At 71.4% G+C, this 14,189-nt stretch carries 12 protein-coding genes; 3 read left to right on the top strand and 9 right to left on the bottom strand.

Annotated features, from left to right (window positions below; translation table 11 throughout):
• Window positions 1-226: 226 nt before the first annotated feature.
• The gene (locus ACZ7L1_RS00180; protein WP_471432929.1) at window positions 227-1,447 is read left to right on the top strand and encodes a trypsin-like serine peptidase; all 1,221 of its coding nucleotides are present in this window, start codon (window positions 227-229) and stop codon (window positions 1,445-1,447) included.
• A 99-nt stretch (window positions 1,448-1,546) separates the two neighbouring features.
• Here ACZ7L1_RS00180 and hflX read toward each other — a convergent pair whose 3' ends face one another.
• The 6 genes from hflX to miaA form a co-directional block, all read right to left on the bottom strand.
• A complete protein-coding gene (gene hflX / locus ACZ7L1_RS00175) occupies window positions 1,547-3,037 on the bottom strand; it encodes a GTPase HflX (protein ID WP_471432928.1) in 1,491 nt (496 codons plus the stop codon).
• A 176-nt stretch (window positions 3,038-3,213) separates the two neighbouring features.
• Window positions 3,214-4,716: a M1 family metallopeptidase gene (locus ACZ7L1_RS00170; protein WP_471432927.1), complete on the bottom strand. Its 1,503-nt coding sequence runs from the start codon at window positions 4,714-4,716 to the stop codon at window positions 3,214-3,216.
• Window positions 4,717-4,930: 214 nt separating this feature from the next.
• Window positions 4,931-7,114: a RelA/SpoT family protein gene (locus tag ACZ7L1_RS00165; RefSeq protein ID WP_471432926.1), complete on the bottom strand. Its 2,184-nt coding sequence runs from the start codon at window positions 7,112-7,114 to the stop codon at window positions 4,931-4,933.
• A gap of 506 nt (window positions 7,115-7,620) precedes the next feature.
• Window positions 7,621-8,490 (bottom strand): diaminopimelate epimerase, encoded by an 870-nt coding sequence (dapF, locus tag ACZ7L1_RS00160; RefSeq protein WP_471432925.1) that lies wholly within the window; start codon window positions 8,488-8,490, stop codon window positions 7,621-7,623.
• An 84-nt stretch (window positions 8,491-8,574) separates the two neighbouring features.
• Entirely contained in the window at window positions 8,575-9,063 is a 489-nt protein-coding gene (locus tag ACZ7L1_RS00155; protein ID WP_471433503.1) for a hypothetical protein, read from the bottom strand.
• A gap of 107 nt (window positions 9,064-9,170) precedes the next feature.
• Complete coding sequence (gene miaA, locus ACZ7L1_RS00150; protein ID WP_471432924.1) at window positions 9,171-10,109, bottom strand: tRNA (adenosine(37)-N6)-dimethylallyltransferase MiaA; 939 nt, start codon at window positions 10,107-10,109, stop codon at window positions 9,171-9,173.
• A 182-nt stretch (window positions 10,110-10,291) separates the two neighbouring features.
• Here miaA and ACZ7L1_RS00145 point away from each other — a divergent pair, with 182 nt between their 5' ends.
• Together ACZ7L1_RS00145 and ACZ7L1_RS00140 are read left to right on the top strand one after the other, a co-directional pair.
• The gene (locus tag ACZ7L1_RS00145) at window positions 10,292-10,561 is read left to right on the top strand and encodes a hypothetical protein (protein ID WP_471432923.1); all 270 of its coding nucleotides are present in this window, start codon (window positions 10,292-10,294) and stop codon (window positions 10,559-10,561) included.
• Between the two features lie 36 nt (window positions 10,562-10,597).
• Window positions 10,598-10,849: an antitoxin gene (locus ACZ7L1_RS00140; RefSeq protein ID WP_471432922.1), complete on the top strand. Its 252-nt coding sequence runs from the start codon at window positions 10,598-10,600 to the stop codon at window positions 10,847-10,849.
• A 125-nt stretch (window positions 10,850-10,974) separates the two neighbouring features.
• On the opposite strand, the gene ACZ7L1_RS00135 is transcribed toward ACZ7L1_RS00140, so the two are convergent.
• From ACZ7L1_RS00135 to ACZ7L1_RS00125, 3 genes are all read right to left on the bottom strand, one after another.
• A complete protein-coding gene (locus ACZ7L1_RS00135) occupies window positions 10,975-11,685 on the bottom strand; it encodes a class III extradiol dioxygenase subunit B-like domain-containing protein (RefSeq protein ID WP_471432921.1) in 711 nt (236 codons plus the stop codon).
• Between the two features lie 98 nt (window positions 11,686-11,783).
• A complete protein-coding gene (gene miaB / locus ACZ7L1_RS00130) occupies window positions 11,784-13,313 on the bottom strand; it encodes a tRNA (N6-isopentenyl adenosine(37)-C2)-methylthiotransferase MiaB (RefSeq protein WP_471432920.1) in 1,530 nt (509 codons plus the stop codon).
• 221 nt (window positions 13,314-13,534) lie between these two features.
• Window positions 13,535-14,104: a TetR/AcrR family transcriptional regulator gene (locus tag ACZ7L1_RS00125; protein WP_471432919.1), complete on the bottom strand. Its 570-nt coding sequence runs from the start codon at window positions 14,102-14,104 to the stop codon at window positions 13,535-13,537.
• Window positions 14,105-14,189: the final 85 nt, after the last annotated feature.

Below are 14,189 nucleotides of genomic sequence, written 5' to 3'. Positions count from 1 at the left end.
ACCCGATCGGCGCGGGGAAGCGGGCGGGCGGAAGATCGTTGGATTCGGGACGATCGGCCGGATCAGACGGCTGTGGCCGAACCGTTGCCGTTCCGTGGGAACTCCCCCACAGCGGACGCATAGTGTGTGATGCCGTTCAGCGGAGGCGGACGATCATCCGTTGCCCACCGTCGTCCTCGGCGGTACGCCACTGCCCGACACCGTTCCTTCCAGGGGGAGTTCCACCATGCGACCGATACGACCGCTCTTCGCCGTCCGCTCGGAAGGCGGTGCGCGCCGCAGACTCTCCCCGGTGCCGGCGGCGGTCGGCCTCGCCGTGGCGCTGGCGCTGACCGCGACCGCGTGCGACTCGGGCGGCGACGCGCACGCGGGGGCGAGTGCGTCCGCGTCCTCCACGGGCGACGGCAAGATCAAGATCCCGGGCGACATCAAGCAGAAGCTCAAGCAGCACGGGATCGACATCGACAAGTGGAAGAACGGCGCCTGGAAGAACTGGAACAAGGACGACTGGCTGCGCGAGGCCGACGATTTCATCAACCCGATCATCAAGGGTCTGTGGAACCCGGACCGGATGCGCAAGGCCAATGACCCTGCCAAGAAGGTCGACGCGGGCGACCTCTCGAGCGACCAGGGCGTCACGGACCCGACCCCGGCGCCGGTGAAGGCGCAGGCGGTGCCGCCTGCGTACCACGACAACGCGCCCACGGCGGGAAAGGTGTTCTTCGACTCCCCCAAGGGCACGATGGTCTGCTCGGCGACCGTGGTGGAGGACCCCGCGCACCCCGGGAAGTCCAACCTCGTGTGGACGGCGGGCCACTGCGTGCACGCGGGCAGGAACGGCGGCTGGTACCGCAACATCGCGTTCGTACCGGCGTACAACAACTCCGGACTGACGGCGGCCGGGTTGAGGAACACGACGCGGCAGGAGATCGCCCCGTACGGTGTCTGGTGGGGTGACTGGGCGCAGACCTCCGAGCAGTGGATCGAGCAGGGCGGCGAGACGGGCGGCCAGGGCGCGTCGTACGACTTCGCCGTCATCCATGTGACGCCGGAGCAGGGCAACGGCGGCAAGTCCCTGGAGGAGACCGTCGGTTCGGCACTCCCGGTGAGCTTCGACGCGCCGGCCGTTCCGAAGGTCGACAGCATCACCGCGACCGGCTACCCGGCCGCGCCTCCGTACGACGGCCAGAAGCTGTACCGGTGCCAGGACAAGCCGGGCCGGCTGTCGCTCGGGCGGACGGACCCGACGATGTACCGCATCGGCTGCACCATGACGGGCGGTGCGTCCGGCGGCGGCTGGGTGGAGACGGGCGCGCACGGCAAGCCCGCCCTGGTCTCCAACACCTCCATCGGCCCGGTGACCTCTGGCTGGTTGGCCGGGCCGCGACTGGGCACGGTGGCCAAGGGGGTCTACGAGGGGGTCAGCAGGAAGTTCGCGGACCAGTGACGCGCCCCGCCTCGCCGTCGTTCGTCCCCGGAGACCCGTGAAGAAAGCGAAGCCCGCTCCCTGTCACAGGGAGCGGGCTTCGAACCTTTGCGCAGTGGATCAGAGCGCGGGAGCCGGGGCGTACGGCGCCAGTTCCGCCGCCAGCTCCTCGTGCACCCGGGCCTTGAGCACGGTGCCCTCCGGGGTGTGCTCCTCGGAGATCACCTCGCCCTCGGAGTGGGCGCGCGCGACCAGCCGGCCGTGCGTGTAGGGCACCAGGGCCTCGATCTCGACCGACGGCCTCGGCAGGTCGTCGTCGATGAGCGCGAGCAGTTCCTCGATGCCCTGGCCGGTGCGGGCCGAGACCGCGATGGCGCGCTTCTCGATCCGCAGCAGCCGCTGAAGCACCAGCGGGTCCGCCGCGTCCGCCTTGTTGATCACGACGATCTCGGGTACGTCGGTGGCGCCGACGTCCGTGATCACTTCGCGCACGGCGGCCAGCTGCTCCTCCGGGTTCGGGTGCGATCCGTCGACCACGTGCAGGATCAGGTCGGAGTCGCCGACCTCCTCCATCGTGGAGCGGAACGCCTCTACCAGGTGGTGCGGCAGGTGCCGTACGAAACCGACGGTGTCCGCCAGCGTGTACAGCCGCCCGCTCGGGGTCTGCGCCCGGCGCACGGTCGGGTCGAGGGTCGCGAACAGCGCGTTCTCGACCAGGACGCCCGCGCCGGTGAGGCGGTTGAGCAGGGAGGACTTGCCGGCGTTGGTGTAGCCCGCGATGGCGACCGAGGGCACCTTGTGGCGCCTGCGCTCCTGGCGCTTGATCTCGCGGCCGGTCTTCATCTCCGCGATCTCCCGGCGCATCTTCGCCATCTTCTCGCGGATCCGCCGCCGGTCCGTCTCGATCTTGGTCTCACCGGGGCCGCGGGTCGCGAGGCCGCCGCTGCCGCCGCCCATCTGCCGGGACAGCGACTGACCCCAGCCGCGCAGCCTCGGCAGCATGTACTGCATCTGGGCGAGCGCGACCTGCGCCTTGCCCTCGCGGGACTTCGCGTGCTGGGCGAAGATGTCCAGGATCAGGGCCGTACGGTCGATGACCTTGACCTTGACGATGTCCTCGAGGTGGATCAGCTGGGCCGGGCTCAGCTCACCGTCGCAGATGACGGTGTCCGCTCCCGTCTCGAGGACGACGTCGCGCAGCTCGTTCGCCTTGCCGGAGCCGATGTAGGTGGCCGCGTCGGGCGTGTCACGGCGCTGGATCACACCGTCGAGCACGAGCGCACCCGCGGTCTCCGCGAGGGCGGCCAGCTCGGCGAGGGAGTTCTCCGCGTCCTGCACGGTCCCCGACGTCCACACCCCGACGAGCACGACGCGCTCCAGGCGCAGCTGCCGGTACTCGACCTCGGTGACGTCCTCGAGCTCGGTGGACAGGCCCGCGACACGGCGCAGGGCCGCGCGCTCGGAGCGGTCGAACTGGTCGCCGTCCCGCTCTCCGTCGATCTCGTGGCTCCAGGCGACGTCCTCTTCCATCAGGGCATCGGCCCGAAGACCTTCGGCGTAGGCGTGCGCGAGGCGCTTGGTGTCCTGGGAAGGGGAAGAAGAGGAGGTCATTGGGTCCTTACGTCGATGGGAATCCGGTTGCGGTGACGGAGTGGCGGCCGTGGAGGGCCCGTCACAGACGTCGTCACCTGTCACAACGCTCGAGTGCCCCGGAGGATTCCCGGTCACCCGCCCCGAGGGGGCCGCGCCGCCGACCTGATGATGGTCCCACGGCACGGCCCGTCCCGTCATCCGACTTGTTCGGTGCCTTTGGCGCTCTCGGCGGGCTCGCTCTTCCAGTCCGGGTGGCCGGGCATGGGCGGGGTCTTCTCGCCGTAGAGCCACCCCTGGAAGAAGGCGCTCAGATCGCGTCCGGCGGTGTCGGACGCCAGGCGTGCGAAGTCGGCCGTGGTCGCCGTGGAGTCGTGGTGCAGGGCCACCCAGGCCCGCTCCAGGCGCTGGAAGGCGGTGGCACCGATCTCCTGGCGCAGGGCGTACAGCACCAGGGCGGCTCCGTCGTAGACGTTGGGCCGGAAGATGCTGATCTTCTGGCCGGGTTTCGGGGGCTTGGGCGCGGCGGGCGGGCCGCCGGAGGCGCGCCAGCCGTCGGAGAGTCCGTACGCGGCCTTCATCCGAGTCTCCAGGGACCGGTGCGCCGTCTCGTCCGCGTACAGGGCCTCGTACCAGGTGGCGTGTCCCTCGTTGAGCCACAGGTCGGACCAGGTGCGCGGGGTGACGCTGTCGCCGAACCACTGGTGGGACAACTCGTGCACCATGATCGACTGGATGTACCACGCGGGGAAGGCGGGCTCGGTGAACACGTGTTTCTCGAAGAGGGACAGCGTCTGCGTCTCGAGCTCGAAGCCGGTCTTGGCCCGGGCGATCAACACCCCGTAGGTCTCGAAGGGGTACGGGCCGACCTTCTTCTCCAGCCAGGCGATCTGGTCGGGCGTCTTCTCCAGCCAGGGTTCGAGCTCCGCCCGGTCCTCGGCCGGGACCACGTCGCGGACGGGGAGGCCGTGTGGCCCCGTGCGGTGCAGGACGGCGGTGCGGCCGATGGACACCTGGGCGAGTTCCGTGGCCATGGGGTGTCGGGTGCGGTAGGTCCAGGTGGTGGTTCTCCCGCTTCGCCGCGTGCTCACCGGGACACCGTTCGCCACGGCCGTGTAGTCGTCCGGCGCGGTCACGTGGATCGTGAACACCGCCTTGTCGGACGGGTGGTCGTTGCACGGAAAGACCAGGTGGGCGGCGTCCGCCTGGTTGGCCATGGCGAGCCCGTCGTCGGTGCGCACCCAGCCGCCCTGCCGGTCCTTGGCGGAGACGGGGTCGCTGGTGTGCCGCACGGTGATGCGCAGCAGGCTGCCCTTGGGGAGCGGGACGCCCGGCGTGATCACCAGGTCCTCCCCCGCGCCGGCGAAGTCCGCAGGCAGGCCGTTGACGTCGACGGACTCGACCGCGCCGTGCGCGAAGTCGAGGTTGACGCGCTCCAGCCGCTGGGTGGTGCGGGCGTTGATGGTGGTGACGGCGGCGAGCGGCTTGCTGTTGTCGCCGGTGTAGGTGAAGGAGAGGTCGTACGACCGGACGTCGTATCCGGGGTTGCCGAGCGTGGGGTAGAGCCGGTCGCCGACGCCGAGGGGGTCTGCGGGCGAAGGGGCGCTCGCGGCGATCAGACAGCCGGAGACGGCACAGGCGAGCAGGGCCGCCTGGGCACGGCGGACACGTGGCGTGACGGAACGAAGGCTGAGCGGCATGGAACACCGCTATCAGCGCGCACTCCGCGGACGTGTCCGACGCGCATCGGTCCCACCCGAACGGGTTCAGCCGGGGGGACGGCTGATCGGGTGAGGGCCGCCTGGCGGGTCCGGCGGCGGCCGAACGGGAACGTCCGGCGGAGGCGGTACGGGGGAGGCTCGACGGCCCGGACAGGCAACCCCTGCGACAGCGTCAGGACGGTCGTCGTCGGCGTCAGTGCACGGTCGTCGCAGGGTGCTGGGCTCTGCTCACGTCGTACACCCCCGGCACGTTCCGCATCGCTCTCATCAGGGACGGCAGATGGGAGGCGTCCGGGAGCTGGAGCGTGTACGTGTGGCGTACGCGTTGCTGGCTCGGGGGCTCGACCGTGGCCGAGACGATGGCGACGCCTTCCAGAGCGATGGCCTCGGTGAGGTCCGCCAGCAGGTGCGGGCGGCCGAAGGACTCCGCGACGAGCGTGACCCGGCACTCGGTGGTGTCCCCCCAGCGCACACCGACCTCCTCGCGCCCGGCGTTCTTCATGCGCTCCACTCCGGCGCACTCGACGCGGTGCACGGTCACCACGCCCCCGCGCACGGCGAAGCCGGTGACCTCGTCCGGCGGCACCGGCGTACAGCAGCCCGCGAGCCGCACGGAAGCGCCGGGCAGGTCCACGACGGCGTTGGCGGCGCGCACGCCGGGCGCGTCCGTGGTGGGGCGCGCCGGCAGCGCCGGCGGGCGTGCGGCGGTCCCGAGGCCGGTGGCGTGCGCGTCGGCGCCGTCCAGCGGGTCCCGGGCGTCCGGCGCCGACGCGCCACCGGGGGTCTCGGCGGACACCGGATGCGCCGCCAGCCATCGCTGGATCGCGATCCGCGCGGCCGGCGTGTGGGCGTGCTCCAGCCACTCCCGGGACGGCTCCGAGGCCGGGTCCTGGCCCATGAGGAGCTGCACGGTGTCGCCGTCCTTCAGGACTGTGCTCAGCGTCGCCAGCCGGCCGTTGACCCGGGCGCCGATACAGGCGTGCGCGTCATCCCCGTACTGTGCGTAGGCCGCGTCCACACAACTGGCGCCTTCCGGAAGCCCCAGCGCGCCCCCGTCGGGGCGGAACACGGTGATCTCCCGGTCCTGGGCGAGGTCCTCGCGCAGCGAAGACCAGAAGGTGTCGGTGTCCGGCGCCGCCTGCTGCCACTGAAGCAGCCGGGAGAGCCAGCCGGGCCGGGTGGGGTCGGCGCGCTCGCCGTCGGCCGGATCGTCGGAGGCGGGGGCGTAGGGGTTGCCGAGCGCGATCACTCCGGCCTCGGCGACCTTGTGCATCTGGTGGGTGCGGATGAGGACTTCGGCGACCTCGCCGCCCGCCCGCGTGACCGCGGTGTGCAGCGACTGGTACAGGTTGAACTTGGGGACGGCGATGAAGTCCTTGAACTCCGAGACCACCGGGGTCATACAGGTGTGCAGTTCCCCGAGGACCGCGTAGCAGTCGGCGTCCTCGTTCACGAGCACCAGCAGGCGCCCGAAGTCCGCGCCGCGCAACCGGCCCCGCTTGCGGGAGACGCGGTGGACGGAGACGAAGTGCCGTGGCCGGATGAGGACTTCGGCCGGAATCCCGGCCTCGCGCAGCACCGTGCGCACCTGGTCGGCCGTCTCGGCGAGCGGATCGTCGCCGTGCGCCGTGTTCTCGGCGATGAGTTCCCTGGTGTGCTCGTACTCCTCGGGGTGCAGGACCGCGAAGACGAGGTCCTCGAGTTCGGTCTTGAGCGCCTGGACGCCGAGGCGCTCGGCGAGCGGGATGAGCACGTCCCGGGTGACCCTGGCGATGCGTTCCTGCTTCTCCCGCCGCATCACGCCGAGCGTGCGCATGTTGTGCAGCCGGTCGGCGAGTTTGATCGACATCACGCGGACGTCGTTGCCGGCGGCGACGAGCATCTTGCGGAAGGTCTCGGGCTCGGCGGCCGCTCCGTAGTCGACCTTCTCCAGCTTGGTGACACCGTCGACGAGGTAGCGCACCTCCTCGCCGAACTCCTCGCGCACCTGCTCGAGCGTCACATCGGTGTCCTCGACGGTGTCGTGGAGCAGGGAGGCCGTCAAGGTCGTGGTCTCGGCACCCAGTTCGGCGAGGATCAGCGTCACGGCAAGGGGGTGCGTGATGTACGGCTCGCCGCTCTTGCGCATCTGTCCCCGGTGCGAGGACTCGGCCAACAGGTAGGCCCGGCGCAGCGGTTCGAGGTCCGCGTCGGGGTGGTGGGCGCGGTGGGCCTCGACGACGTGGCCGATCGCGTCGGGCAACCGGTCGCGGGTGGCGGGGCCGAGCAGCGCGGCCCGGCCCAGCCGGCGCAGGTCGAGCCGGGCGCGGCTCTTCCTTCGGTGGACCCCGGGCGTTGCAGGGGCGGGGTCGGCAGGGTTCGTGGCCTCCGCACTCATTGGGCACCTCCGGCTGCGTCGACCGGCGGACGGAGTGCCTGCTGGCGTTCGCGGCGCAGGGGCTCGCGACGGTTCCCCGTCCCGGCCGGTGCTTGATGCTATCGAGCCCACCACGCCTGCCCGACCGGCTCTCGCCGAGCGTGAAACGGATCACCCATTCGAGCGATGTCCTGAAGGTTTACGCGTTTCCGCCAGGGGAATTCGCTCCGGCCATGGATTCCGGCGTTTCCACCGGCCCGGAGCTGGGGATCGGAGCACGGGAAGCGGCTGGGGCTGTGATCCCGAGCCGTACGGCGGCAAGGCCGAGCGCCCTTTTCGGCCACCGTGCGGTGCGCCACGTCACCGCCCGCGTGCCACGCCGTGCTTCGGCGCGCCGTCCGTTCGCCCCCTCAAAGGGCCGCACCATGGCTCGAGTTCGGGCAGCCGCAGGAGCCGGGGGGGAGACTCCTCCCACCCGTTCGCCCGGGGACTTCAGCCCGCGCGACGACGTCGTCGAGCCGCGCGCGTCAGCGGGCCGCGGTCCGGAGCCACTCGGCGTCGATCTCGCCCTCGGCGACGATCACCGCCGGGCCGGTCATCTCGATCTCGCCGTCCGGGCGCTCGGTGATCACCAGGGTGCCGCCCGGGACGTCCACGGTGTACGTCACGGGGGTGCCCGTCACGGCCGGGTCCGTGCCGTCGCGGCGGGCCGTGGCGACGGCCACCGCGCACGCGCCCGTGCCGCACGAGCGGGTCTCCCCGGAGCCGCGCTCGTGGACGCGCATCGCGACGTGGCGAGGAGCGCGGTCGACCACGAACTCGACGTTCACCCCGTCCGGGTAGGCGGAGGCCGGGCTGAAGGGGGGCGGGGTGAACAGGTTCCCTGCGTGCGCGAGGTCGTCGACGAAGGCGACCGCGTGCGGGTTGCCCATGTTCACGTTGCGCGCGGGCCAACTGCGCTCGCCGACACTGACCGTGACCTCCCCCGCGGGCAGGACGGCCCGGCCCATGCCGACGGTGACATCGCCGTCCTTCGCGAGGTGGACGGTCTTGACACCCCCGCGTGTGGCGATCGCGAGATCGCCCTCGGTCACGTGACCGGCGCGCTGGAGGTGGCGCGCGAACACCCGTACGCCGTTGCCGCACATCTCCGCGACCGAGCCGTCGCTGTTGCGGTAGTCCATGAACCACTCCGCCTCCCCGGCCATCTCCTCGGCCTCGGGGTGCGCGGCGGAGCGCACGACGTGCAGCAGACCGTCGCCGCCGATGCCCGCGCGGCGGTCGCACAGGGCGGCGACGGCGGCCGGGGGCAGGTCGATGACGTTCTCGGGGTCCGGGATGATCACGAAGTCGTTCTCCGTGCCGTGACCCTTGAGGAAGGCGATCCGCGTGCTCATTCCTCGATCGTACGGGGTGGGTACGACAGCGGTGTACGGCGAGGTCGGTAGGGCAGCGGCGCCAGTCGCGTCCGGCGAGGGCGGTCAGCGCAGCCGGGCCACGCGCCACACGGCCAGTGCGACGACCGCGACGACCACCGCGGCGTACCCGAGGACGACACGCCAGTCCGGGCGCCGTCCGGAGCCGCGCTGCGGCAGGCCGGGCCAGGTGTGACCGACGCGTCGCGCGGCCATCATGCCCCAGCCGGCCGCGCACGAGCAGATCAGCAGTCCGAGCATGGCGACCACGGCACCGCCGTCGCCGAACTCGAACGCCAGCGGGAAGGCGAACATCAGGGAGCCGACCGCGGCCAGCCCCACGATGGGGGCGAGCTGCCAGATCCGCAGCCGACGCTGCGGGCGCAGCTCGACCTCGACCTCGGGCCCGGTGGACAGCTCGTCCATGTCCGGCCCGTCGGCGGTCACACCGCCCGGGAGCTGCTCGTCGGGACCGTCGGAACTGAGCCTTGGGTCCTCGTCCTGCGCGGTCCCGTGCTGCGCGCCTTGTGCGGTGTCGCGAGGGCCGGCCTCCATCGCCACGCGCCCTCCCAACTCGGACTCACTCGGTCGATCGAAGCTCGATGATGGCATGTCGCATGAGGCCCGGATGACGGCCGGAGCGTCCCGATGCCATCACGTGATCAGGCTGTAACCGGTCGTTCGATCAACGCCAGCGCGAGGTGCGGAAGTTCCCCGAGGTCGTCCGCGGCACCGCTGAGCCAGTGCACCCGCGGGTCACGGCGGAACCAGGAGTCCTGACGGCGCGCGAAGCGCTTGGTGGCGCGTACGGTCTCGGCGCGCGCCTCTTCCAGCGTGCACTCCCCCGCGAGCGCCGTGAGCACCTGCTGATATCCGAGCGCGCGCGACGCCGTACGGCCCTCGCGCAGGCCCCGCGCCTCCAGCGCCCGTACCTCGTCCACGAGCCCCGCCTCCCACATCCGGTCGACCCGGCGCGCGATCCGCTCGTCCAGCTCGGGCCGGCTGACGTCGACGCCGATCTGGACGGTGTCGTAGACCGAGTCGTGACCCGGCAGGTTGGCGGTGAAGGGCCGGCCGGTGATCTCGATGACCTCCAGGGCCCGGACGATCCGGCGGCCGTTGCCGGGCAGGATCGCCCGGGCGGCCTCCGGGTCGGTGGCCGCCAGGCGCGCGTGGAGTGCTCCGGAGCCGCGCAGGGCGAGCTCCTCCTCGAGCCGGGCGCGCACCTCGGGGTCGGTGCCGGGGAACTCCAGGTTGTCGACCGCGCCGCGCACGTACAGCCCCGAGCCGCCCACCAGGACGGGCCAGCGGCCCTCGGCGAGCAGCGCGTCGATACGGGCGCGGGCGAGGCGCTGGTACTCGGCGACGGACGCCGTGACCGTCACGTCCCAGACGTCCAGCAGGTGGTGCGGGACACCGCCGCGCTCCTCGGGCGTCAGCTTGGCGGTGCCGATGTCCATCCCCCGGTAGAGCTGCATGGAGTCGGCGTTGACGACCTCCCCGCCGAGCTGCTGGGCCAGGAATACTCCCAGATCGGACTTTCCGGCCGCGGTCGGACCGACGACGGCGATGACCCGCGGTGCGGGGGCTGCACTACTCACCGCAACAGTCTCGCAAACCTCCGGACCCCGCCTCGAACGAGTTACGTGACGCCCCGATCGGGGGGTCGTTGCCTGTTGCGTGGTTCCGGTCACCGGTTCGAGAACGGGTGACCTGGGGCGACGCAATGGGACACACCGGGCTACGCGGTATTTCGCCCGCGCGAGTAACGTATGGAGTTGATATGGGCGTTTTTGCACGGCTTCTCCGCAGGCCGAGGACGACGGAGGAGGGCCGGTCGGCCGAGGCGGAGTCCGCACAGGCGGTCGAGGGTGCCGAGGCGGGGGCGACGGACGAGGTGAAGGACGCGGGCGCGGCCGAGTCCGACGGGAAGCCGGAGGGAGCGCCGCAGAAGAGCGCGGAGGCCGCCGCCGACGACGGGGTCGGGATCCCGAAGCAAAAGTCCGCCGAGAAGGCCGCCGACGACGAGGCCGACGAGGGCGCCCGTACGTAACCGCTTGAGCCAGGGAAGAGCCAGGGAAGGTGGACCATGGGCCTCGTGGACAACCTGAAAGCCAGGGTCTCGGGCCTCGCGCAGCAGCACGAGGACAAGGTCGACCGCGGTCTCGACAAGGCCGCGAAGGTGATCGACGAACGGACCAAGGGCAAGTACAGCGACAAGATCCACACGGGCACGGACAAGGCGAAGCACGCGGTGGAGCGCCTCGCCCACCGGGACACCGGCCCGTCGACCGGCGAAGCGGCGCCCCCGGAGACACCACAGCCGCCTTCGGCGTCCTGAACACGCTCCGGACAGCGCGTCACCCATCGGCGGACGGCCGCGGGGCCACGGCCTCCCGGCCGTCCGCCGTGTCGCGGTACCCCGGCAAAGGCCTCCCGAGCCCGGCGGCCGCACTCACGGGACCGCTACGACCAGGCGGCCACCACGTACCCCACGCCGTACGGCGCCTCGTCGTACAGCAGGCTGCCGTACAGGCGTACGCCTTCCGCCGCGCCCGCGAGGATCTGCCAGGGTGCCCGGCCGCGGGCCTGCAGTTCGTGGGCCAGGGCCGGGTCAAGGGACCTCAGGGCCGTCACGTCCGCCGCCCCCAGCGCCTGCGCGACCTCCGCGTCGAAGTCGGCCGCGCGCTCGTCCAGGTAGCCCGGTGCCTTCACCGAGCGGCACGCACTGGCGTCGCCCATGATGAGCAGGGCCGTACGCTCGGCCTGGGCGGCGAGCCCGGCTCCGACCTCGGCGCACCGCTCCGGGGCGAGGAGTTCCGGCACTCCCAGCCCCTCTACCGGCGCGCAGGCCCAGCGCGTGCGCTCCAGCAGCCACGCGGCGACCGCGAGCGACGGCGGAAGCTCACGCTCCTGAGCCGTGCCGCCCGCGCCCAGCCGCACGTCGACGTCCACGCCGAAGCCCCGGAACGACCCCCGCGCGCCCTCCGCGTAGGTGCCCTCCTCGCCCTCCCCAGCGGGCCCGACGACCACGAGCCGGTCGGGACGGGCGGCGGCGAGCACACCCAGCGCGTCCTTGCAGGCGGCACGGGCGCCGTCCAGTTCGGGCGCCGCACCCGCGGCGACCTCGGGCACGAGCAGGGGCGGACAGGGGCAGACGGCGGCGGCGACAAGCATGATCCGCAGCCTAACCGGGCCGGAGGCTGCGTACGGCGGTGACGGTGGCGCCGCGTACGGCGGTGACGGTGGCGCCGCGTACGGCGGTGACGGCTGCGTCAGTCGCAGCCGCAGGCGCCGGCGGTGGCCACCGGCAGCGGCGCGGGCGCGCCGATCTTCGGCAGACCCAGCATCACTCCGGCCGGCTTGGCCGCCTCCGCCGCGTTCCGCTTCGCCCACGCGTCGCCCGCCCGCGTGCGGCGCACGTCGAGGACGGACCCCTCGGCGAGGAGGTGGTGCGGGGCGGCGTAGGTCACCTCGACGGTCACCACGTCACCCGGGCGCACCTCCTGCTCCGGCTTGGTGAAGTGGACCAGGCGGTTGTCGGGGGCGCGGCCGGACAGCCGGTGGGTGGCACCGTCCTTGCGCCCCTCACCCTCGGCGACCATCAGCTCCAGGGTGCGGCCGACCTGCTTCTTGTTCTCCTCCCAGGAGATGTCCTCCTGGAGGGCGACGAGCCGCTCGTAGCGCGCCTGGACGACCTCCTTGGGGATCTGGTTCTCCATCTCGGCGGCCGGGGTGCCGGGCCGCTTGGAGTACTGGAAGGTGAACGCCTGCGCGAACCGCGCCTCGCGCACCACGTGCAGCGTCTGCTCGAAGTCCTCCTCGGTCTCCCCGGGGAAGCCGACGATGATGTCGGTGGTGATCGCGGCGTGCGGGATGGCGGCGCGCACCTTCTCGATGATCCCCAGGTAGCGCTCCTGGCGGTAGGACCGGCGCATCGCCTTCAACACGGCGTCCGAGCCGGACTGCAGCGGCATGTGCAGCTGCGGCATCACGTTCGGCGTCTCGGCCATGGCCGCGATGACGTCGTCGGTGAAGTCGCGCGGGTGCGGGGAGGTGAAGCGGACGCGCTCCAGGCCGTCGATCTTCCCGCAGGCACGCAGCAGCTTGCTGAAGGCCTCCCGGTCGCCGATGTCGGAGCCGTAGGCGTTCACGTTCTGCCCTAGCAGCGTGATCTCGGAGACACCCTCGGCGACCAGGGCCTCCACCTCAGCGAGGATGTCGCCGGGGCGGCGGTCCTTCTCCTTGCCGCGCAGCGCCGGGACGATACAGAAGGTGCAGGTGTTGTTGCAGCCGACGGAGATCGACACCCAGGCCGCGTACGCGCTCTCGCGCCGCGTCGGAAGCGTCGACGGGAACGCCTCCAGCGACTCGGCGATCTCGACCTGCGCCTCCTGCTGCACGCGGGCGCGCTCCAGCAGAACGGGCAGCTTGCCGATGTTGTGCGTACCGAAGACGACGTCCACCCAGGGCGCCTTCTTCACGATGGTGTCGCGGTCCTTCTGCGCCAGGCAGCCGCCGACGGCGATCTGCATGCCGGGCCGGACGGCCTTCTTCGGCGCGAGGCGGCCGAGGTTGCCGTAGAGCCGGTTGTCGGCGTTCTCCCTCACGGCGCAGGTGTTGAAGACGACCACGTCCGCGTCGCCGTCGGCCCCCTCGGGCGCGCGCACGTACCCGGCCTCTTCGAGCAGCCCGGCCAATCGCTCGGAATCGTGGACGTTCATCTGGCACCCGTAGGTGCGGATCTCATAGCTCTTGGGTGCGTGAACGTCCACTGCGGGGCTCCGGTCGCTGCTGCTGGTCATGCGTCAAGGGTAGGCGGTCGCAGGAACCCCCTTTATCGGTTCCTGGCAACAGCGGCCGACATGACCTGCCTCCACCTGCGGAGACGGCCCGTATGCCACCAGGAGAGGCTGACGCTGGGCCTGCGAGCGGACAGCGGCCTGGACGACGCCTTTCCACGGTCGCCGGTGACGCTGACGAGGCCGAGCACCGGGCCGTAAGGAGGTTCTGGGAAGGTGATGCGTCAGCGCATGGCCGCTGCGTCGAGCAGGGCGGTCACCGTGGGCGCGATGAGCCCCGTCAGTTTGTCGGCTCGGATTCCCGCGCGGGCACTGGCGCCGTCGAAGACCAGGCTGAGCTGCCGGGCCAGCAGGTCGGGATCGCTTGCGCCACCTTTCTCGGCCTCGGAACGGAAGAAGGCCGTCAGGTTCTCCTTGACCTCGTGGGCCACCCGGCTCGCAGGATGCCTCTGATCCTTGAGCTCGATCTGTACCGCCAGATACCGGCAACCGCGGAACTCGGGTGCACCCGCCTGTGATTCCACCTGCTCGAAGACGTACAGAATCCGCTCACGGGGTGAACGGACGTCGTCCGCCGCGGGGAGGAGGGTCGCCACGTAGGCAGAGGCGCGCTCCTTCAGGCTTGCTGCCAGCAGTTCGTCCTTGCTCTCGAACAGCTGGTACATGGAGCGCTTCGACACCCCCGCCGCCCTGCACAGCGCCTCGATGCCGATGCCGACACCCTCTCGGTAGGTGAGCGTGGCCGCCGCCTCCAGCAGCCGCTCTCGGGGACTTGCCTTCACTTCGGTGGTCATACGGCGAGATTAACCGGAAACGGGCGAAATGAAAACCGATCGGTTTCCAGAGAGTGTCCGGACAGAGGCTCGGCGACGGCCCGCG

The organism is Streptomyces sp. NPDC107546, from assembly GCF_055639175.1.
This window is presented reverse-complemented; position numbering and strand designations above follow the sequence as displayed.

Coding starts and splice junctions, on each gene's coding strand:
- dapF (WP_471432925.1), bottom strand. CDS start 8,490: ATGAGCACGCGGATCGCCTTCCTCAAGGGTCACGGCACGGAGAACGAC.
- ACZ7L1_RS00135 (WP_471432921.1), bottom strand. CDS start 11,685: ATGCTTGTCGCCGCCGCCGTCTGCCCCTGTCCGCCCCTGCTCGTGCCC.
- ACZ7L1_RS00170 (WP_471432927.1), bottom strand. CDS start 4,716: ATGCCGCTCAGCCTTCGTTCCGTCACGCCACGTGTCCGCCGTGCCCAG.
- ACZ7L1_RS00125 (WP_471432919.1), bottom strand. CDS start 14,104: ATGACCACCGAAGTGAAGGCAAGTCCCCGAGAGCGGCTGCTGGAGGCG.
- ACZ7L1_RS00180 (WP_471432929.1), top strand. CDS start 227: ATGCGACCGATACGACCGCTCTTCGCCGTCCGCTCGGAAGGCGGTGCG.
- ACZ7L1_RS00165 (WP_471432926.1), bottom strand. CDS start 7,114: ATGAGTGCGGAGGCCACGAACCCTGCCGACCCCGCCCCTGCAACGCCC.
- ACZ7L1_RS00140 (WP_471432922.1), top strand. CDS start 10,598: ATGGGCCTCGTGGACAACCTGAAAGCCAGGGTCTCGGGCCTCGCGCAG.
- miaB (WP_471432920.1), bottom strand. CDS start 13,313: ATGACCAGCAGCAGCGACCGGAGCCCCGCAGTGGACGTTCACGCACCC.
- hflX (WP_471432928.1), bottom strand. CDS start 3,037: ATGACCTCCTCTTCTTCCCCTTCCCAGGACACCAAGCGCCTCGCGCAC.
- ACZ7L1_RS00155 (WP_471433503.1), bottom strand. CDS start 9,063: ATGGAGGCCGGCCCTCGCGACACCGCACAAGGCGCGCAGCACGGGACC.
- ACZ7L1_RS00145 (WP_471432923.1), top strand. CDS start 10,292: ATGGGCGTTTTTGCACGGCTTCTCCGCAGGCCGAGGACGACGGAGGAG.